This window comes from Kitasatospora sp. NPDC059973, from assembly GCF_042737525.1.
In the GTDB taxonomy this organism is placed as follows: domain Bacteria; phylum Actinomycetota; class Actinomycetes; order Streptomycetales; family Streptomycetaceae; genus Kitasatospora.
This window is the reverse complement of sequence record NZ_JBHWUI010000059.1, coordinates 1-20,952: the sequence shown is the minus strand read 5'-3', so window position 1 is coordinate 20,952 and position 20,952 is coordinate 1. Positions and strand designations below refer to the sequence as shown.

Below are 20,952 nucleotides of genomic sequence, written 5' to 3'. Positions count from 1 at the left end.
GAGGGAGCCGACACGACGTTGTTCCATGCCTATGCCTCTCGGGGCTGCGCCGCGTCAGCGGCGCGGTCGGTTGACGGCGTGGTGCGGTGCGGTGATGCGGTGGGGCTGCCGCGTCCTCGGCCGGGCGCCACGGCAGTGGGGCGCCTCGGGGGTGCGGTGCATCGCTCGGGGACGTGCGGGCGGGCCCGGTCGACCGCCGTAGGCGGCCGGCCCGGCGGAACGCGAGGCGGGAGCGGTGCGGCGGTGCGGAGGGCGGACCGGCGGTCGCGGGGACGGTGCGGCGTGAAGTCCGGTGGAGGGTGGGACGCCGCGGAGGGTGGGGCTGGCTGTGGGCCTCGCCCTCGGTCCGGCTTCCAGAGGTGCGGGGCCACCGATCGGGCGGCGGCCCACGTCGACCCCGGTCCGAGGTGAAGGACGGAGACACCGACCCGGCCGGCCGGTTTGCTCCCTTCCGCTTCGGACCCTAGCGACCACCGCTTCGGGTTGTCCAGCACCTTCCGGCGGCCCGCGCCGCTCCTCGGCCGGGCGGGCCGAACCACCCGGCCCGCCCGGAACCGGCAGTTCCACGAATTCCTTGACGTGACCACTGGTCTAGTCCAAGCTGATCGCGGCGCACGATCATGAGCAGCAGCGGAACAAAATCGGTTGTCACCCACGCCCGCCGCTCCGCCGACCGCCCGGGTACCCCGTGGCTCCTGCTCGCGCCGAACCGCACAGCCGCCGGTCCTGCTACGGGGTGTCTTCCAGCACCGGTACGAACGACCGCGGTCGACGTCGCGTCACGCGTCCGCTCCCTTCCTCGCCGGCCCGGCAGTCCGCCGGTTCCGTCCGTCCGCCCTTTCCGGTCCACGTCCTGTCATTCGCCCTGCACGTCGTTCACCCGGCTCGCCGTTCGCCCTGCACGTCGTTCACCCGGCTCGTCGGGCCGGTGCCTCACCGGTCCGCCGGCTTCGTCAGCACACTTGTCCACGGGGGTTTTCAAGGTGTCGTCATCCGTTCCGTCTGCCGGCGCCGGCTGGCTCGGCAGCCGCGTCAGGCGCTGGCGCGCCGTCGTCGAGCTGCTGCGCCATGCCGGCGCCGGCCTGCTCGTGTCGGGCGCCGTGGTCCACCTCGTGGTCGGGCTGCTGCCGATCGCGTTCATCGCCTGGACCAGCCGGGTCATCGCGGACATCCCGGCCGCCGCGGCCGCCGGGGGCACCACGGGAGCGGACTGGGAGAAGGTCGCCGCGGCGCTCGGCATCGCCGTCGGGGCGTTCGTGCTGCAGCAGTTGCTGACCCCGTTCCAGACCGTGGTCAGCGAGGTGGTCACCCGCCGGGTGGACGGCGCCTGCATCGGCCGGCTGATGGACGGCGCGCTGAACGACCTGCCCGCGGCGGAGCTGGAGCGGCAGGACGTGCTCGACCTGCTCTCGGACGCCCGCAGCGCCTTCGACCGGGCCCGGCCCACCCCGGGCGACGCCGCCGCCGGAGCCCTGGCGCTGATCGCCCGCTACGCCCAACTGGCGGGCGCCGCCGTGATGGTGGCGGTCACGCTGGGTGTCCTCCCCGGGGTCATGGTGGCCCTCACCGCCCTGGTCATCCGCTTCGGCCAGCGCGGCTCGCTGGGCCGCTTCGCCACCCTGCTGGGCTCGCTGGCCGGCCCGCGCCGCCGGGTCGGCTATCTGCGGCGGGCCGCCGGCGGGCCCGAACTCGCCAAGGAGACCCGGATGCTGGGGCTGCTGCCCTGGCTGCTCGGCCGTCACGAGCGGGAGGCCCGCGAATACCTCGAACCGCTCTGGACCGGGCGCCGACGGCTGCTCTTCTGGCCCTTCGTCGGCCTCGCGGTGGTCGGTCTGCTCGGCGGCGGCACCGCGCTCGTGGTCCTGGCCCGCAGCGGGGTCGACGGCACGCTGTCGCTGCTCCAGCTCTCGGTGGCGCTCCAGGCCGTGCTGATCCCGATGCGCTTCGGCGTCTACTTCCCGGAGAGCGACGTCCAGACCCAGTACGGGCTGGCGGCCTACGACTCCCTGGTCCGCTTCGAGGCCCTGGCCCGCGCCCGGGTGCCCGCGCGGCCCGGCGTCGGCCCCGCGCCGGACTCCGCCGCCGGGACCTCGCCCGCCGGGGCCTCACCCGCCGGTATGTCGCCCGCAGGGGCCTCGCCCGCGATCGACGGTCCGATCCGCTTCGAGAACGTCGCCTTCCGCTACCAGGAGGACGGCCCCGACGTGCTGCGCGGCCTGGAGCTGGAGCTGCGGCCGGGCCGGTCCACCGCGATCGTCGGCCTCAACGGCTCCGGCAAGACCACCCTGGTCAAGCTGCTGGCCGGGCTCCACGAACCGACCGAGGGCCGGATCACCGCCGGCGGCACCGACCTCGCCGGGCTGCCCGCCGAGGCGTGGCAGCGCCGGATCGCCGTCATCTTCCAGGACTTCACGCGCTACCAGCTCACCGCCGCGGAGAACATCGGGATGGGCCGGCCGGAGCTGCTCGGCGACCGCGAGGCGCTGCTCGCCGCCGCCGAACGGGCCGGGGCGGCCGAGATCGTCGCGCGGCTCCCGAAGGGCCTGGACACCGTCCTGTCCACCCAGTACGAGGGCGGCAGCGACCTCTCCGGCGGGCAGTGGCAGCGCATCGCGCTGTCCCGCGCCCTGCTCGCGGTGGACGCCGGCGCCTCGCTGCTGATCCTCGACGAGCCCACCGCGCAGCTCGACGTGCGCGCCGAAGCGGCCTTCTTCGACCGCTTCCTGGAGATGACCGAGGGCATCACCAGTGTGATCATCGCCCACCGGTTCTCCAGCGTGCGCCGCGCGGACCGGATCGTCGTGCTGGCCGAGGGCGGCGTGGCGGAGAGCGGCACCCACGAGCAGCTGATGGAACTCGACGGCCGCTACGCCGAGCTGTTCAGGATCCAGGCGGAGCGGTTCGCGCGCGACGAGGAATCCGGCGACGGCCCGACCGACGCGCAGGACCCGGACGGACAGGAAGAGGACCGCACCATGCGCCCGGTGGGTGCCCGATGACCACACTGTTCCACGCCGTGCGCCGGCTGCTGCGGCTCGCCGTGCACTGCGATTCCCGCCGGCTGACCCACGCCGTCCTGCTGATGACCGTCGGCTACCTGGCCACACCGCTGATCGCGGTCAGCCTCAAGGAGCTGACCACGGCCGCCATCGACGGCACCGGCTCGGCCGCCACCTGGCTGGCGCTGACCACGGCGCTCCTGCTGGTCGTCGAGCTGACGATAAATCACTTCGCCCACCTCTCCTACTTCGAGCTGGGTGAGCTGGAGGAGCTGAGCCTGCAGGCCGAGGTGATCTCGATCGCCCACGGCGACCGCGGCCTGGAGAAGCTGGACCGCGCCGACGTCGCCGACGCCCTGACCCTGATCCGCGAGGAGCTGCCGCGCACCCGCGCCGCGCTCGAAGCCGTCCTCCAGCTCGGCGGGCTGGGCCTCCAGATGGCCGTCACCGCCGTCCTGCTCGGGCTGCTCAACCCGTGGCTGCTGCTGCTCCCGCTGTTCGCCGTGGTGCCCGTGCTGGTCGGCAACCGGGCCCAACTCCTGGTCGACCGGGGCAAGGAGGCCACCGCGCCGGAGAACCGGCTGGGCCGGCACCTGCTCGAACTCGCCACCACCCACGCCTCCGTGAAGGAGGTGCGGCTGTCCGGCGCCGCGTCGGTGCTCATCGAGCGCCACGGCCGCGACTGGCGGCGCGCCACCGGCACCCTGGCCCGCGCCCACGCCAAGGCCGGACTGCTGCGCGCGGCAGGGCAGTTGGCCTTCGCCGCCGCGTACGGCGGTGCGATCTACCTGGTGGCCCGGCAGACCGTGAACAGCGGCGCCGGCGCCGGCATCGGCGACGTCATCCTGGTCATCACGCTGGCCGCGCAGGTCAGCCTGCAGGTCTCCAGCGCGCTCACGCTGCTCTCGGTGCTCCAGGGCGCCGGCCGCACCCTGCAGCGACTGGACGGGCTCCGCGAGCCGCGCCGGGAGGAGGCGGCGGGCGGCACCGTACCCGAGGCCATGACGGCCGGCATCCGCCTGGAGGGCGTCACCTTCCGGTACCCGGGCCAGCAGCGGGCCGTCCTGGACGACGTCACCCTGGACATCCCGGCGGGCGCCGCGCTCGCCGTCGTCGGCGAGAACGGCGCCGGCAAGAGCACGCTGGTCAAGCTGCTGTGCGGGCTCTACCGGCCCACCTCCGGCCGGATCCTGATCGACGGCGTCGACCTGGAGGAGTGCGACCCGCAGCTCTGGCAGCGCCGGGTGGCCACGTTGTTCCAGGACTTCGCCCGGCTGGAGCTGAGGCTGCGGGACAACGTGGGCATCGGGGACCTGGAGCGGCTGGACGACGACGCGGCGCTCACCCGGGTTCTGGAGAGCGCCGACTGCGGCCCGGCGCTGGCCCGGGTCGACGGCGACCTCGACGGGCTGCTCGGCCGCGGCTACGGCGACGGGGCCGAACTCTCCGGCGGCCAGTGGCAGAAGCTCGGCCTGGCCCGGGCCCTGCTGCGCCGCCGCCCGCTGCTGGTGGCGCTCGACGAACCGGCCTCCGCCCTGGACGCCACCGCCGAGCACGCGCTGTTCGAGCACTTCGCCGACCTCGCGGCCCAGGCCCGGGCGGACACCGGAGCGGTCACCCTGCTGGTGTCGCACCGCTTCTCGACGGTGCGGATGGCGGACCTGATCGTGGTGCTGGAGGGCGGCCGGGTCTCGCAGGTCGGCAGCCATGCCGAACTCGCCGCCGCGGAGGGCCTGTACGCGGAGCTCTACCGACTGCAGGCCCGCGTCTACCGCTGAGCTCTGCCGTCGGCGGGTCCGCGCCCGTCGCTGAGCTCTGCCGTCGGCGGGTCCGCGTTCGCCGCAGGGCTCTGCCGTCGGCGGGTCCGCGTCCGTCGCTGGGCCGACGGCCCGGTCCCGCCCCCTTCGCCGGGGCCGGACCGGGACCGGACCGGCCCCGGCGGCGAAGTGGCCCACTCCCATGCCACACCACTGGCCCTGTTGGCCGGTCCACCCGCTCCCTAGCATTGATCCTGTCAGTGCGACCGAGCGGCCGACGGCCGCCCGACCCGGGAGAGCTGTGTCGATTCGATCCGTCCCACCGGCCGGGGCCCGGCGGACCCTCGCCGCCGCCCAGTTGATCAGCTCGATCGGCGACGGCGCGTACTTCACCTGCTCGGCGCTGTACTTCACCCACGTCGTCGGCCTCTCGGCCGCCCGGCTCGGCCTCGGCCTGGCCGTCGCCTGGGCGATCGGCTCGCTGGCGGGAGTCCCGCTCGGCCACCTCGCCGACCGGCGCGGGCCGCGGGGCACGGCGGTGCTGCTGGCCCTGGCCACCGGTGCGGCCGTCGCCTCCTTCCTGGTCGTCCACTCCTTCGCGGCGTTCCTGCTCGCCGCCTCCGTGTACGCCACGACGCAGTCCGGGCTCACGGCCGCGCGCCAGGCGCTGGTCGGCGGCCTTGTCCCGCGCGAGGAGCGCACCGAACTGCTCGCCCGGCTGCAGTCCACCCTCAACGCGGGACTGGCGCTCGGCGCGGCCCTCGGTGGCGTCGTCCTGACCGTCGGCACGCGGACGGCCTTCCTCGCCGCCTTCCTGGTGACCGCGCTGGGCTTCCTGGGCGCCGGACTGACGCTGCTGCGACTGCCCGAGGTGGCGCCCGGCCGGGACCGGACCGGCGCCGCGCCCCGGCTGGAGGTGCTCTCGGACCGGCCGTTCGCGGTGGTGACCCTGCTCAACACCGTCCTGCTGCTGCGGATGCCCCTGCTCAGCCTGGTGATCCCGCTCTGGATCGCCGAACGGGCGCCCGGGCTCGGCTGGTTGGGGTCGGGCCTGTTCGTCCTCAACACGGTCGGGGTGATGCTCTTCCAGGTGCGGGTGGCCCGCCGGGTCACCGGACTGCGGACCGCCTCGCGGGCCGTGCGCGAGGCCGGCGTCGTCCTGCTCGTCTCCTGCGTGGTCTTCGCCCTGGCCGCCGCCGCGGGCCTGCCGCCCTGGGCGCTGGGCGGGCTGCTGGTCGCCGCCGCGGCGCTCCAGGTGGCCGGTGAGCTGCGGCAGTCGGCCGGCTCCTGGCAGATCGCCTTCGACCTGGCGCCGGCCCATCAGACCGGCCAGTACCAGGGGTTCTTCGGCTCGGGCGTGGCCGTGGCACGCACGGTCGGTCCGCTACTGCTCACCACGCTGCTGCTGAGCTGGGGCACGCCGGGCTGGCTGCTGCTGGGCGCACTGTTCGCGGCGGCCGGCTGGGCGATGGGGCCGGCGGTGCGTTGGGCGGAGCACCGCCGCCCGGGAGCGGTGGCGGTGCCGCAGGCGGCGCAGGCGCTACCCGCGCGCATCTGATGAGCCCTCACCAGCGGGCGGACGCTGTCCGGATGGTGAGGGGTGCGGACGGCCTGCGGTGGATTTTGCGCCAAATCCTGCTCCGATAAAGGAAATTGCCGGACAGATGGCGTCGCACCAGAAGGATCCACGGCGGTACGTGGTCTTCCCCTCCCGAGGAGCGGCTGCCAGGCTGACCGGGTTTGCAGAACCGGAGGAGGTTACGTGTCCCGTATCACCAGTCTCGCGCTGGCGGTCGCCAGCGCGTTCGCGCTCGTCGCCGGCACCACCGCCGCCGCCTCGGCGGCACCCGACCCGGGCGCGGCGGCCGCCGAGGCCCGGGTCGACCCGGTCGCCTGGGCACCGTGCAATCCCGACCCGTCCAAGCCGGACCCCGGGATATACGACTGCGCCGTCTACCCGGTGCCGCTGGACTACGCGCACCCGTCCGGCGAGAAGATCGGCATCGCCATGATGCGCCGGCGCGCGGGTGACCCGGCGAAGCGGATCGGCTCACTGTTCCTCAACCCCGGCGGTCCGGGCGGCAGCGGCTACCTCTGGGCGACCACGACCCGCTTCGAGCCCGAGGTCCAGGCCCGGTTCGACCTGATCGGCTTCGATCCGCGCGGCGTCGGCCTGAGCAACCCGCTGAAGTGCTTCGGCACCGACGAGGAGGCCAACGGCGTCTTCGACCGGCTGACCGGGGTGCCCGTCACCAAGGCCGAGATCGACGGCACGCTGGCCGCCACCCGGGACTACACCGACGCCTGCGACCGCAACGCCGGCCCGCTGATCGAGCACATGTCGACCGAGAACGTGGTCCGTGACCTCGACCGGATGCGCCGCGGGGTCGGCGACCGCCAGCTCTCCTTCGCCGGCTTCTCCTACGGCACGCTGATCGGCGCCACCTACGCCAACATGTACCCCGACAAGGTCCGCGCGGTGATCATCGACGGCAACGTCGACCCGAGCCTGCGGCTGCACGACGGCCTGGAGTACGACCGGGAGCGCGCGAACGGCTTCGAACTCGCCCTGGACGAGTACCTGAAGCGCTGCGAGGCGGCCGGTGCGCCGCGCTGCGCCTTCGGCGCGGGCGACACCCGGGCGAAGTTCGACGCGATCCGCGACCACCTGCGCACCTCCCCGGTCACCCTGCCGAACGGTACCCAGGTGACGCTGTCCAGCTTCACCAGCCAGGTCGCCAACGCGCTCTACGCGCAGAGCCGGCAGGCCCCGCTGGCCACCTCGCTGCAGGCGCTGGACGACGTGCTCCGCCAGCAGAAGGCCCCGTCCCTGGCCGTCCCGAAGAACGCGGCCGACGCCGACCCGCTGGCGGTGACCGTGCCCGCCGCGCTGCGCGAGGCCCCGGCGGACACCCCGTACTCGGCGGACGACTCCTACTACGGCGTCAACTGCCAGGACAAGCCGTACCCGTCCAACCCGCGGGCCTTCGTCAACGCGGCCCGCTCCTGGGAGCGCGACGCGCCGACCTTCGGGCGCTACCAGGCCTTCGACGCGCCCGCCTGCGCGACCTGGCCGGCCCCCGCGCGTGACGTCGAGCGGTACACCGGCCCGTGGAACCGGCGCACCGCCACCCCGGTGATGGTGATCGGCAACCTCTACGACCCGGCCACCCAGTACACCTTCGCCAAGCGCATGCAGCGCCAGCTCGGCAGCGCCGTCCTGGTCAGCGTCGACGTGATCGAGCACTGCGCGGTCGGCCGGAGCAAGGAGCTGAACAAGCTGGTCACCTCCTACCTGGTGGGCCGGCAGGTGCCGGCTCCCGGCCAGCTCCTCAAGCCGGACGCCGAAGCCTTCCCGCCGGTGGCCTGACCCCGCCGGGTCGGCAGGCAGCCGACGGGCGACCGGCCCCCCGCCCGTGCGGCGGGGGGCCGGTGCTCGGTCCGGCCCCGGTCCGGGGTGGGGCCGGTGCTCGGGCCGGCCCGGGCATCGAGTAGGTTTCCCTTCGGAACTGAGTCAGTACTGAAAGGGAACTCGCGATGACCACGGAGACCGGCCGACCGACCCCGCAGCAGACCTGGACCGCCGTCGACGGCTACTTCAACGGCCTGCTGGTCGAGGAGGACGCCGCCCTGCTCGCCGCCGTCGCCGACAGCGAGGCGGCCGGGCTGCCCCCGCACCAGGTGGCACCCAACCAGGGCAAGCTGCTCGCCCTACTGGCCCGCGTGCACGGCGCCCGCCGGGTGCTGGAGATCGGCACCCTCGGCGGCTACAGCAGCATCTGGCTCGCCCGCGCGCTGCCCGAGGGCGGCCGGGTGGTCACCCTGGAGGCCGACGAGCGGTGCGCCGCCGTCGCCACCCGCAACCTCGAACGGGCCGGGCTCGCACCGGTCGTGGACCTGCGCACCGGCCCGGCGCTGGACACCCTGCCGCGACTGGAGCAGGAGGGCGCCGAGCCCTTCGACCTGGTCTTCATCGACGCCGACAAGCCCAGCAACCCCGACTACCTGGAGTGGGCGCTGCGGCTCACCCGGCCCGGCAGCCTGATCATCGGCGACAACGTGGTCCGCGACGGCGCCGTCACCGATGAGACCAGCACGGACCCCCGCGTCCAGGGCGTGCGCCGCTTCACCGAGTTGATCGCCGCGCACCCCCGGCTGACCGCCACCGCCGTCCAGACCGTGGGGGAGAAGGGCTACGACGGCTTCGTCGTCGCGCTGGTCACCGCCTGACCGGCGGGGCCCGTCCGGACGCGCGGGGGTCTCCCCCGGCGGCCCGTGGTTTGGCAGGGTGGGGTCGGCGCGGCCGCCGCCCGGGACCGGCCCGGACGGACCGGCCCCAGGAGAGGACGGCGACCGGTCATGACGGGGCAGCAGTTCGGGGACTACCAGAACGAGATCTACTTCGACGCGCTGTTCGGCAGGCAGCCGAAGCTCCCGATGGCCTTCGCCGAGCTGGCGGCGCGTGCCGAGGCCGCGCTGCCGCCGACGCTGCTGTCCTACGTGGCCGGCGGCGCCGGTGACGAGCGGACCCAGCGCGCCAACGCGGCCGCCTTCGACCGGTGGGGCCTGGTGCCCCGGATGATGGTCGGCGCCGCGCGGCGCGACCTGTCGGTGGACCTCCTCGGAATGCGGTGGCCCGCACCGCTGTTCCTGGCGCCGATCGGCGTGATCGGCCTCTGCGCCGAGGACGGCCACGGCGACCTCGCCACCGCCCGGGCCGCCGCGCGTACCGGCGTGCCGATGGTGGCCTCCACCCTCTCGGTCGACCCGCTGGAGCAGGTCGCCGCCCAACTCGGCGACACCCCAGGCCTGTTCCAGCTCTACACCCCCACCGACCGGGCGCTCGCCGAGAGCCTGGTGCGCCGGGCCGAGGAGGCCGGCTACCGGGGCATCGTGGTCACCCTGGACACCTGGGTCACCGGCTGGCGCCCGCGCGACCTCGCCACCGGCAACTTCCCCCAGCTGCGCGGGCACTGCCTGGCCAACTACACCTCCGACCCGGTCTTCCGGGCCCGCCTCGCCAAGGCCCCGGAGGAGGACCCGGGCGCCGCCGTGCTGGAGTGGGCGGGCGTCTTCGGCAACCCGCTCACCTGGGCCGACCTGCCCTGGCTGCGCTCGCTCACCGAGCTGCCGCTGATCCTCAAGGGACTCTGCCACCCGGAGGACGTCCGCCGCGCCCGGGACGGCGGCGTGGACGGCGTCTACTGCTCCAACCACGGCGGCCGGCAGGCCAACGGCGGCCTGCCGGCGCTGGACGCGCTGCCCGGCGTGGTCGAGGCCGCCGACGGCCTGCCCGTGCTCTTCGACTCCGGTGTGCGCAGCGGCGCCGACGTGGTCAAGGCACTCGCCCTCGGCGCCACGGCGGTCGGCGTCGGCCGCCCGTACGCCTACGGCCTGGCCCTCGGCGGCGAGGACGGCGTGGTGCACGTGCTGCGCTCGCTGCTCGCCGAGGCCGACCTGATCATGGCGGTGGACGGCTACCCGACGCTCGCCGACCTGCACGCCGAGGACGCCCTGCGCCGGGTCGAGCCGTGACCGCCCGCCGCTGCTCCTGCGGGCGGCTGCGGTGATCAACGGGTTCTGTGCCCGGCGGCGCGGGGGCGATCGGTGCCGGCGGGTTCGATGCAGCGGGACTGGACGTGCTCGTAGGCCATGGTGGTCTGGACGTCCACGACCTACCGGCGTTCGGTGAGGGGGTCGATGCAAGGCGGGGGCCTGGCGCCGGCGCTCGGCAAGGGAAGTGCAGCCGGCGCAGGTGCTCGCACCGGTGTGGCGCGAGGCGAATCGTGTACTATGTCATCCCTATGATGACAAGCATCCAGTCATCGAAAGGGTGACAACATGGACAGCCAGGACACCGGCGCGGCCGGGGCGGGGCCGGCCTCGTTCCTGGCCGCCGCCGCCGCGCTGGGCACGATGGACGCCGCCGCCCGCACCGCCCGCCACGCACCCCCGGACGACACCGGACAGAACGATCCGCAGCAGGCCCTTTCCGCACTCCTGCTGCTGCGCCACCTGCGCGCGGAGCTCGCCGACTGGGAGACCGGCCTGATCGAGACCGCCCGCGACGCGGGCGCCACCTGGGCCGAGCTCGCCGAACCGCTGGGCGTCCAGAGCCGCCAGGCCGCCGAACGCCGCTACCTGCGTCTGCGCCCCAACACTGAGGCCGGCACCGAGCCGGGCAGCACCGGCGAGCAGCGCGTCCAGGCCACGCGCAGCCAGCGCGCCGCCGACCGCGCGGTGGCCACCTGGGCCCGCGACAACGCCGCCGACCTGCGCCGCCTCGCCGGACAGATCGGCGCCCTGGACGGCCTCGGCCCCCAGGCAGCCCCCGCCGTCGAACGCCTCCTGGACGCCCTGGGCCACCACGACCCTGCCCGTCTGCTCGCCCCGCTCGCCGAGACCCGCCCCCTCCTGGAGGCGGGCCACCCGAAGCTCACCGACCGCCTCGATCAGCTCACCGCCCGAGCCGACCAGCTGCGGGACGACAGCGCCCGGCAGCGCCGCACACCGCCAGCCGGCCCGTGACCGCGCCGGGCACGCCGCTGCCGGTCCGCGACCCGCACGCCAGTGGCCCCGCACCCACCGGCGACGCGGCCGGCGGGATCGTGCGCGTCGACCGGTACAGCACGCGCCCGGACCCGCCCGCGGTCCGCTACGGCGCGACGCTGGAGTGCCGAGTCGGCTGGAAGCTGTTCCTGTCCTGCGACGGCACCGCCCGGCCCGGCCACCCCCGCCCCGAGCAGCCCTACCAGACCCTCAGCCACATCTGAACAACCCGGGGCCGGCCACGCGGTACACCCGCCGGCCCCAATGGCCTGACCGAATACGAACCCTTTCCACCACTCGAAGGAGAAGCCTCCCGTGGCCAGTCCGACCCAGACGCTGGAGTTCCAGGCGGAGACCCGCCAGCTGCTGCAGCTGGTGATCCACTCGATCTACTCCAACAAGGACATCTTCCTGCGCGAGCTGATCTCCAACGCCTCCGACGCCCTCGACAAGCTCCGCCTGGAATCCCTCACCGACTCCACCCTTGAGGCCTCCGACCCGCACATCGTCCTGGAGGTCGACAAGGACGCCCGCACCCTGACGGTGCGGGACAACGGCATCGGCATGACCCGCGACGACGTCGTCGACCTGATCGGCACCATCGCCAAGTCCGGCACCGCCGGCCTGCTGGCGAAGATCAAGGAGGCGAAGGACGCGGATGCCGCGCAGCACCTGATCGGTCAGTTCGGCGTCGGCTTCTACTCGGCGTTCATGGTCGCCGACAAGGTCACCCTCCACACGCGTCGTGCCGGCACCGAGCAGGGCACCGTGTGGGAGTCCGACGGCGAGGGCACCTACACGATCGCGGAGGTCGAAGGTCTGCCGGTGGGCACCTCGGTCACCCTGCACCTCAAGGCCGAGGACAGTGAGGACGGGCTGGGCGACTACCTGGCCCGGTGGAAGATCCGGCAGGTCGTCAAGCAGTACTCGGACTTCATCCGCTGGCCGATCCGGATGGCCACCGAGCCCGGCAGTACCCCTGCCGACGACAGCGCCGACGCCGACGGTGTGGCTGCGGGCGAGTTGGAGACGCTGAACTCGATGAAGGCGCTGTGGGCCCGTCCTCGCAGCGAGGTGACCGAGGCCGAGTACAGCGAGTTCTACCAGCAGATCAGCCACGACTGGCAGGCCCCGGCCGAGACCGTTCACATGCGCGCCGAGGGTACCTTCGAGTACGAGGCGCTGCTGTTCATCCCCGCCCAAGCCCCGTTCGACCTGTTCTCCCGGGACACGAAGCGGGGCGTGCAGCTGTACGTCAAGCGGGTGTTCATCATGGACGACTGCGACGCGCTGATGCCGAACTACCTGCGGTTCGTCAAGGGCGTGGTGGACGCCCACGACCTGTCGCTGAACGTCTCCCGCGAGATCCTGCAGCACGACCGCCAGATCACCGCCGTGCGCCGGCGCCTCGTCAAGAAGGTCCTCGGCGCTCTCAAGGACATGCGGACCAAGAACGGCGAGACCTACGCGAAGGTGTGGGAGCAGTTCGGCCGGGTCCTCAAGGAGGGCCTGATCGAGGACCGCGACAACACCGACGCCCTGTTGGAACTGGTCAGCGCCGCCTCGACCTATGATGCGGAGAAGCCGACCACGCTGCGCGACTACGTCGCGCGGATGAAGGACGGCCAGGACACCATCTACTACCTGACCGGTGAGAACCGGGCGATGGTGGAGAACTCCCCGCACATGGAGGCCTTCACCGCCAAGGGCTACGAGGTCCTGATCCTCACCGACCCCGTCGACGAGGTCTGGACCGACCAGATCCCCGCCTTCGACGGCCACCGCTTCCAGTCCGTCGCCAAGGGCCAGGTCGACCTCGACGACAACGCCGACGGGGAAGGCAGTGACGAGGCGAAGGCGGAGAAGGCGCAGCGCGAAGAGGACTTCGCCGCCCTCCTCGCCTGGCTCCAGACCACGTTGGCCGAGCACGTCAAGCAGGTCCGACTCTCCACCCGCCTGACCACCTCCGCCGCCTGCCTGGTCGGCGACGCCCACGATCTGACCCCCACCCTGGAGAAGATGTACCGGGCCATGGGCCAGGAACTTCCCCAGGTCAAGCGCATCCTCGAACTCAACCCCAGCCACCCCCTCATCACCGCCCTGCACCAGGCCCACCAGGCCGGAGCGGACAACCCGGCGCTCGCCGAAACCGCCGAACTCGTCCACGGCAGCGCCCTGCTCGCCGAAGGCGGAGACCTGCCCGACCCGGCCCGCTTCACACGCCTCCTGGCCGACCGCCTCACCCACGCCCTGTAGTCCCCGCCGGGGCGCGGCCCGCCGGTCAACCGACCAGCCCGGCAGGCCGCGCCCCGCACCGCGCTCGGCCGTCCCCGCCCGGCGCGCGCCGAAAAGGAAGGACCTTGGGGCGCTGCAGCGGCCGGGCACACCGAGGACGCGGACCGCATCGCTTCGCGCGGACGGCACCCCGTCGATCTGCTGCTGGACCGCTCCCGCGCGCCTGCCGCGGCGGTCCAGGCCGGCCGGGTCACCGTCGTCGGACTCTCCTACCGGCTCGCCGACGGCACCGCCCACCTGGTCACCAGCCTGGCAGGAGTGACCCTGCCTGTGGGGGCCGGACGGGCGGCCGGTGTGGAGGGAACCGCGCAGGGCGTACAGGTCGGCGATGGAGGCCGGTTCGGCGAAGCGGGCCGGCAGTCGGCGGATGGTTCGGCCGCCGCCGCGGACAGCCCTGGTGATCGCCTCGACGAGGGCGGCCTGCCCGTCCCGGGCGGTCTGCGGTGCTCCGGGCGCCAGGCCCTCCACTCCCGCCCCTGCGCGCTACTGCTTGTTCGTCGGCAGGGCGTGGCGGCGGCTCGGGGGGTGCCGCCGCCACGCACCGGAAGAGTACCTCACTCACGGCGAACGCAAAATCTATGCGCGCTGGAGTAGACATTGCTCGCGGGCGGGTCTAGCGTTTCTCTTGTAGACAGCAGTCGGCGATACCGGCCAGACACGAACTGGCCGGGGTTGTTGGACAGAAGTTCGCAGTTCGGTCCGGCAGTGGAGTTCCGAAGCCAGGCAGGTGCAGGACGGCGACGGGGCTGGCTGCCGGACCGGGCGGCCCGCAGGTATCAGGGGCCGCCACCAGCGGTACCGGTTGTGCGTAGTTCAGTGAGTGCAGTACTGGCAGTACGGAAGTGACAGTGCAGTCCAGAGGATGAATGGAGGGCGCAAGCGCCATCGGGATCGCCCGGCCCGTGAAGACTCGCCCGGGCGGACACCGCAGACCCCAAGGCAAGGACGGTGGTTTCCGGTCACGCATACGCGATCCCCGCACACCCCGGCCTCCGGGGTAGCGCGGAACCCAAGGACCGGCCCAGGCCGGTAGATGGTGTTGTACCCCTTCGGGGCCCCGGAGCCGCAAAGGCACCGGGGCCCCTCGCCGCGTCCCCGAGAACCCAGGAAGAGCTGCAGTGACCGCCCGTTGCACCCGTGTCCGCGTGCCCGCGACGACCAGTCATGTGGCTGCAAGAAGAACGGCCGTGTAGTGCGCGCTGAAGGCGGCGACGGTGAGGGCGTGGAAGACCTCGTGGAAGCCGAACCAGTACGGGGACGGGTCTGGACGTTTGAGTCCGTAGACGACACCTCCCGCGGTGTAGAGCAGACCGCCGGCGATGACGAGGACGACGATCGCGATGCCGCCGGTGCGTGCGAAGTCGGGCAGGTAGAGGACGGCTGCCCAGCCCAGGGCGATGTAGCACGGTGTGTACAGCCACCGGGGAGCCCCCATCCACAGCGTACGGAAGGCGATGCCGGCCAGGGCGCCCGCCCACACCACGGTCAGCAGCACCGTCCGGCGCCGTCCGGACAGCAGCAGCACCGCCAGCGGGGTGTAGGTGCCGGCGATGATCAGGAAGATGTTCGCGTGGTCGAGCCGCCGCAGGACCGCCTCCCCGCGCCGGCCCCATGTTCCCCGGTGGTAGACGGCGCTGGTACCGAACAGCAGGCAGGCCGACAGCACGAACACCGAGCAGGCCGCCACCGCGGCGGCCGGGCGCGCCAGGGCGATCAGGACGACGCCGCCGGCCAGTGAGAGGGGGAAGATGCCGGCGTGCAGCCAGCCGCGCATCGCCGGTTTCGGCGCCGCCTCCGCGCACGGCGCGCCGCCGGCCGGGTCGGTGGCTGTCGGTCGGGCAGTCGGCCGGCCGGTCGTGCCGGCGGCCGCATCAAGCGCGGCGGTGTGGAGGGAGCCGGACGTGGTGCGGGGGCCGGGCCGGGACTTTCCTCCGTCTCCCGGCGGCTGGGTGTCTTCGGCGATCATGCGCTCATTCTAGGAAGGGCGGATGACGTGCGGCCGACGCCCGCCGGAAGGCCCGGGTGCCGGCCCGTCGGGCGCAGTGGGAGCGCGGGCCCGGTACAGCCAGCGAGAAGGAGGCCACCGGGCCCACGCCGCGGGGCACGCGTCATGACCCGGGCCGAACGGATAGGGATGAACGACCCGGAAGTGACTTCCGGCGGGGAGGAGAGCTGTCCTACCGGGCGGCGTCGAACCAGCCTGCGCCGGTGAGGCGGGCCGTGCGGGTGGGAGTGGCCGGCCGGCGGTCGGGGGGCTGGTGTCCGGGGCGGCCCTGCGGTGAGCACCTGCCGCTCACCGCGGGCCGGTCTCGTCGGCCTGGTGGGTGGATCAGGTGTCGGCTGCGGGTTCCTGTCCGGCGTCGCGGCGGAGCTGTTCGTTGATGCGCAGGGCTTCTTCGAGCTGGTCTTCGAGGATGATGATGCGGCAGGCGGCGTCGATGGGAGTGCCCTGGTCGACGAGGTCGCGGGCGCGCATGGCGATCCGTAGTTGATAGCGGGAGAAGCGGCGATGGCCGCCGTCGGAGCGCAGGGGGGTGATGAGGCCCTGGTCGCCGAGGGAGCGTAGGAAGCCGGGGGTGGTGCCGGTCATCTCGGCGGCGCGGCCCATGGTGTAGGCGGGGTAGTCGTCGTCGTCGAGGGAATCGGGGGTATGCGGTCGAATGGCTGTCGTAGTCACTGCACCTCTTCTAGTTGTTGTGCCCGGGGACGCGCTGAGGGGCCCCGGGGCCGTTGCGGCTCCCGGGGCCCCGAAGGGTTTTACACCATCTACCGGCTCTGGGGCCGGGTTCCTTATGTCCGCACTGCCCCGGGGGAGGGGGTGCGCGGGGATCGCGTATGCGTGACCGGAAACCACCGTCCTTGCGTGGGGGTCTACGGAGTCCGCCCGGGCTGGTTCCTCACGGGCCGGGCGATCCTGATGGCGCGTTGTCCCTCCATTCATCCTCTGTACGGGCGGGTTACTGCGAACTGCGGTACTTCCCACTGCGTGGTAGTGCCAACTACCCGGTCCTGCTGCGGCGGTCCCTGGCGGTCCCGCCGACTCCGGCAGCCAGCCCCGTCGCCCGTCCTGCTCAACCTGCTCGGCTTGGAACCCCACTGCCGGACTCCCAGTGCGCGCGCCCGCAGCCTGGGCGCCTTCACCGGGATACCGCGTACTGCGACTGCCGGTACTGCCGAACTCAACTTCACCTACGAGTAGTGCACTTGCTGAACTGCGGTACCGCTCGGTGGCGGCCCCTGATACCTGCGGGCCGCCCGGCCCGGCCACCGGCCCCGTCGCCTTACTGCACCATCCCTGGCTTCGGAACCCTGCAACCGTGCCGACCTGCGCACTTCTGAACTGCTGCCCGCCAGTTCGTGTCTGGCGGGTACCGCTTGATCTCGGCTACGAGAGAAACACTAACCACAGTGCGCGGCAATGTCTACTCCAGCGGGCACAGATTTTCCGCACCGGTCGAGTAGAACCCACGATGCCCAGGGGTCAACCGTGCGCGCCCGCGCCCGGGGAGGGGTGGCCCGCATCGTCGCGGTCAGGCGGAGATGGCCTCGCGTTCGCCTTTTGCCGTGATGGCGATCTTGCGGGGGCGGGCCTTCTCGCTGATCGGCACGCGCACGCTCAGCACGCCCTGGTCGTAGTCGGCCTCGATCCGGTCGGTGTCCAATGCGTCGCCCAGGAACACCTGCCGGGAGAAACGGCCCAGCACCCGCTCGTCCGCCAGCACCTCCGCGCCCTGCGGCAGCCCGGACGCGCGCTCCGCGCGCACGGTCAGGACGTTGCGCTCCACGTCCAGGTCGATGGTCTTCGGGTCGATGCCCGGCAGGTCCAGGCGCAGCACGAACACCTCTCCGTCGCGGTAGGCGACCAGCGGCATCCCCGCCGGCTGGGACGCGGTACCGACCAACTGCTGGGTCAGCCGGTCCAGGTCGCGCATTCCGCGCAGGGAGTCGGTACGCATCAACAAAGGGATCAGCTCCTCACGGTCGTGAACGGTCACGGGTGCCCAGAGGCGCCATGGCGCCGGACCTGCCCGGCTCTGTCCTCCTGCCTGGGCACCTCGACGAGAAAGTTATAGCGACGTCAGAGCTTTCTTGACAAGCTGACGCTCAACTTTGGCGAGCTTGGTGCGCGCGACCTTCGGCGTGTCGAGGTCTGATCTGCGCGGCGAGCGTGTCGGACGTCGAGGACATCGCGGGGGTGAGACCCCGATCGAGGCGAGCGACACCGTCGCGGCCGAGATCGGGGGGCTACCGGCAGGCGATGACCTACATCCAGCGCCTCACCGAGGCCGGTGAGGACTTCGCCTACAGCCAGGAACTGCTCAACGCGCCGCACTTCATGATGCGGGGCCACCACCTGCCCAAGCGCCGATACCGCCGCCCACCAGGTCGAGCGGGTGGCGGACGAGGATGGCCGCTCCCCGCCCGTGCGGGACGGACTCGTCCCGGTGCCGGCTGGCCTCGCCCCCCTCATCGAGGGCGTTCACGCCCGCCGGAGGGAGCCCTGGCCACCGAGCCGGTCCCGTTCGTCGCCCGCGGCGATTGATCGGGTGGCTTCTTGTCGGCCAGGGCTCCAGCCGTGCCTCAGAGCTCGCCGAGGGGAACCTTGGGATCCGTCAGGCGGTCGGCGTCCACCACGCGCTTGGCGGCGATCAGTTCGCGGATCGGGTCGGTGACGTCCCAGACGTTGACGTTCATCCCCGCGAGCACCCGGCCGTCGGCGAGCCAGAAGGCGATGAACTCGTTGGCCTTCACATCGCCGCGGAGGACCACCCGGTCGTAGCCGCCGGGCTCGACGTAGCCGGTGTACTCCATGCCGAGGTCGTACTGGTCGGTGAAGAAGTACGGCACCCGGTCGTAGGGCGTGTCCTGGCCGAGCATCGCGCGCGCGGCGGTCTGCGGTTGGTTGAGGGCGTTGGCCCAGTGCTCCACCCGGATGTGGCGGCCGTACAGGGGGTGGAAGGCGTTGGCGACGTCGCCCGCCGCGTGGATGTCCGGGTCGGAGGTGCGCAGGTACTCGTCGGTCTTCACGCCGTTGTCGAGCGCCAGCCCGGCCGATTCGGCCAGCGCGGTGTCGGGGGCGATGCCGATGCCGACGATCACCGCGTCCGCCGCCACCGTCGTGCCGTCGCCGAGCCGGACGCCGGTGACCGTGCCGCCCTCGCCCGTCAACTCCTCGACCTGGGCGCCGAACCGCAGGTCCACGCCGTGGTCGCGGTGCAGGTCGGCGAAGACCTGGGCGACCTCGCGGCCGAGCACCCGCAGCAGCGGGAGCTCGGCGGCCTCCAGCACGGTGACCTCGGCACCCGCCGTCCGGGCCGCCGCCGCCGTCTCCAGGCCGATCCAGCCGGCCCCGATCACCACGACCCGGGCACCCGGTACCAGCGCCGCCCTGATCCGGTCGCTGTCCTCCACCCGGCGCAGGTAGTGCACGCCGTCCTGCTCCGCGCCGGGTACCGGCAGCCGACGCGGCACCGAACCGGTGGTGAGCAGCAGCTTCGCGTACTCGATCCGGCCGTCGTCGGCGAGCGTGACGGTGTGCGCGACCGGGTCGACCGAGGTGACGGCGGTGCCGAGCCGCAGCGTGACGTCGTGGTCGGAGTACCACTGCGGCGGGTGGACGTAGATCTTCTCGCGCGGCGTCTTGCCGAGCAGATAGCCCTTGGAGAGCGGCGGCCGCTCGTACGGGCGCTCGTGCTCGGCGCCGATCAGGACGATGTCGCCCTGGTGGCCGGCCTCGCGCAGGGCCTCGGCCGCCTTCGCGCCGCCGAGGGAGGCGCCGACGATGACGTACGGGCGCCCGCGCCCGTCGGCCGTACCCGCTGTGTCCGTGCTCATGCTGAACTCCTCGCTCTCCGGCCGGAATCACGGACAGCCTGCCGCCGGTCGGAGGGCCTGTCGAGGCCACGCCAGGCGCGCCGCGACAGGCTCCCCCGAACGGGTGAAGCGAGGGCGTTCGGGGTTTGCGGCGGCCAGCAGGCGGACGTGAGGGCGCCCCGAGTCGGGCCGCCCGCGTCACGGCGTGTGCGTCATCGCCTCGCGGACCAGAGCGGTGTCGACGAACTGCTCGAAGCGGACGATCCGGCCGCCGCGCACCGTGAAGTGGTGGGCCACCCGGACGTCGAGCGGTCGGCGGGTGGCCCGGTTGACCGCGGTGTAGCGGGCCAGCACCACGACGTTCTCGCCGGCCACCACGTAGCTGTCGTCGTGGGCCGTCCAGTCCTCCCAGTCGGCGGCCAGCCGCTCCATCACGCCGCCGGTGACGCCCTTCGGCGTCCGGTAGGTGCCGCCCAGCGGGAAGCCGGCCATCTCCGTCCACTCGACGTCCTCGGCCAGGGTGGCCCGCAGCGCGGCCAGATCGCCGCGTGCCGAGGCCAGGTACTGGCGGCGCACCACGTCCGCGGGCGCGTCGGACTCGGCGAACGACATCTCGGACCTCGGGATCTCGATCATCGCGGCTCAGCCCCAGACCATCTCGCCCTTGGCGACCTTCGTACCGAGGTCGACCGCCAGTGCCATGCCCAGCCCCGGGTAGCGGTGCTCCAGCGCCTCCTTGGCGGCGGCCGCGTCGGTGGCCCGGCCGATCTCGGTCTCGAAGGAGCGCAGGTAGTCGCGGGTGTGCGCGATCGCCGTGGTGTCGGTGGGCGCGTCGGCGGTCCGGTGGCCCGCCACCACGAACTCCGGCTCCAGCGCCTCCATGCCGTCCAGCAGGTCGATCCAGGCACCCCGCTGCGCCGGGGTCGGGGTGTCGGCGGTCCAGACGTGCAGGCCCTCGAAGAGCAGGACCCCGCCGAGGAGCGCCCGGTGGTGGTGCTGCCAGAGGTAGTGCCGGTCCGGCAGGTGGAAGTCGGCGCCGCGCAGTTCGAACCGGTGCCCCTCGAAGACGATTTCGTCACCGTGCAGCGGCTCCGGCCGCACCAGGCGGGTCGGCAGCTCCGGTCCGAGGTGCGCCCAGGCCTTGAGCTTGCCCTCGTAGGACTCCTGGATGTGCTCGACGGTGGACGCCGTGGCCAGGAACCGCGCCTGCGGGAAGGCGTCCTGCACCTCCTGCGCGCCGAAGTAGAAGTCCGGGTCGCCGTGGCTGACGAACACCGTGGTCAGCCGCTTGCCCGAGGCCCGGATCCGGTCGACCAGCCGGCGCCCGTCGGAGCGGGTGAACCCGGCGTCCACCAGCAGGGCGTCGTCGGGCCCGGTCACCAGCACGGAGGTCTTGTTGAGCGAGCTGTCGGGGCTGTCGATGACCTCGAAGTCGAGTGAGCTCATGCGGGTGTCCTTCCTCGGGCCGGCCGGCCGCCGTGCAGCGCGCGCGTCGCCGCCCAGCATCGGCGACCGGAGCGCGGCCCGCACCTCGGGCG

The 20,952-nt window shown here is 72.9% G+C and carries 15 protein-coding genes; 9 read left to right on the top strand and 6 right to left on the bottom strand.

Going from position 1 to position 20,952, the window contains the following annotated elements; translation table 11 throughout:
• Nucleotides 1-983: 983 nt before the first annotated feature.
• The 9 genes from ACFWA9_RS17955 (at nt 984) to htpG (ending at nt 13,561) form a co-directional block, all read left to right on the top strand.
• On the top strand, nt 984-2,999 hold the full coding sequence (locus ACFWA9_RS17955; RefSeq protein ID WP_380388161.1) for an ABC transporter ATP-binding protein: 2,016 nt from the start codon (nt 984-986) through the stop codon (nt 2,997-2,999).
• A complete protein-coding gene (locus ACFWA9_RS17950; RefSeq protein WP_380388159.1) occupies nt 2,996-4,777 on the top strand; it encodes an ATP-binding cassette domain-containing protein in 1,782 nt (593 codons plus the stop codon). The genes ACFWA9_RS17955 and ACFWA9_RS17950 overlap by 4 nt, the downstream gene beginning before the upstream one ends.
• 280 nt (nt 4,778-5,057) lie before the next feature.
• Nucleotides 5,058-6,314 (top strand): MFS transporter, encoded by a 1,257-nt coding sequence (locus ACFWA9_RS17945; protein WP_380388157.1) that lies wholly within the window; start codon nt 5,058-5,060, stop codon nt 6,312-6,314.
• A gap of 204 nt (nt 6,315-6,518) precedes the next feature.
• Entirely contained in the window at nt 6,519-8,126 is a 1,608-nt protein-coding gene (locus ACFWA9_RS17940; RefSeq protein ID WP_380388156.1) for an alpha/beta hydrolase, read from the top strand.
• 167 nt (nt 8,127-8,293) lie between these two features.
• Nucleotides 8,294-8,986: an O-methyltransferase gene (locus ACFWA9_RS17935; protein ID WP_380388154.1), complete on the top strand. Its 693-nt coding sequence runs from the start codon at nt 8,294-8,296 to the stop codon at nt 8,984-8,986.
• Nucleotides 8,987-9,115: 129 nt separating this feature from the next.
• The gene (locus ACFWA9_RS17930) at nt 9,116-10,291 is read left to right on the top strand and encodes an alpha-hydroxy-acid oxidizing protein (RefSeq protein ID WP_380388153.1); all 1,176 of its coding nucleotides are present in this window, start codon (nt 9,116-9,118) and stop codon (nt 10,289-10,291) included.
• A 306-nt stretch (nt 10,292-10,597) separates the two neighbouring features.
• Nucleotides 10,598-11,284, top strand: coding sequence for a type III effector protein (locus tag ACFWA9_RS17925; RefSeq protein ID WP_380388152.1), 687 nt, complete (start codon nt 10,598-10,600; stop codon nt 11,282-11,284).
• Nucleotides 11,281-11,529: a hypothetical protein gene (locus ACFWA9_RS17920; RefSeq protein WP_380388150.1), complete on the top strand. Its 249-nt coding sequence runs from the start codon at nt 11,281-11,283 to the stop codon at nt 11,527-11,529. Before ACFWA9_RS17925 ends, ACFWA9_RS17920 begins: the two co-directional genes overlap by 4 nt.
• A gap of 91 nt (nt 11,530-11,620) precedes the next feature.
• Nucleotides 11,621-13,561, top strand: coding sequence for a molecular chaperone HtpG (gene htpG, locus ACFWA9_RS17915; protein WP_380388148.1), 1,941 nt, complete (start codon nt 11,621-11,623; stop codon nt 13,559-13,561).
• 1,201 nt (nt 13,562-14,762) lie between these two features.
• Here htpG and ACFWA9_RS17910 read toward each other — a convergent pair.
• The 6 genes from ACFWA9_RS17910 to ACFWA9_RS17885 form a co-directional block, all read right to left on the bottom strand.
• Nucleotides 14,763-15,566 (bottom strand): hemolysin III family protein, encoded by an 804-nt coding sequence (locus ACFWA9_RS17910; RefSeq protein WP_380388146.1) that lies wholly within the window; start codon nt 15,564-15,566, stop codon nt 14,763-14,765.
• A gap of 363 nt (nt 15,567-15,929) precedes the next feature.
• Nucleotides 15,930-16,208, bottom strand: coding sequence for a MerR family transcriptional regulator (locus tag ACFWA9_RS17905; protein WP_380388192.1), 279 nt, complete (start codon nt 16,206-16,208; stop codon nt 15,930-15,932).
• Nucleotides 16,209-17,130: 922 nt separating this feature from the next.
• Nucleotides 17,131-17,556, bottom strand: coding sequence for an Hsp20/alpha crystallin family protein (locus ACFWA9_RS17900; RefSeq protein WP_359807765.1), 426 nt, complete (start codon nt 17,554-17,556; stop codon nt 17,131-17,133).
• A gap of 625 nt (nt 17,557-18,181) precedes the next feature.
• Entirely contained in the window at nt 18,182-19,435 is a 1,254-nt protein-coding gene (locus ACFWA9_RS17895) for an NAD(P)/FAD-dependent oxidoreductase (protein ID WP_380388144.1), read from the bottom strand.
• 177 nt (nt 19,436-19,612) lie between these two features.
• A complete protein-coding gene (locus ACFWA9_RS17890; RefSeq protein ID WP_329491137.1) occupies nt 19,613-20,050 on the bottom strand; it encodes a nuclear transport factor 2 family protein in 438 nt (145 codons plus the stop codon).
• 6 nt (nt 20,051-20,056) lie between these two features.
• A complete protein-coding gene (locus ACFWA9_RS17885) occupies nt 20,057-20,860 on the bottom strand; it encodes an MBL fold metallo-hydrolase (RefSeq protein ID WP_380388142.1) in 804 nt (267 codons plus the stop codon).
• Nucleotides 20,861-20,952 lie beyond the last annotated feature (92 nt).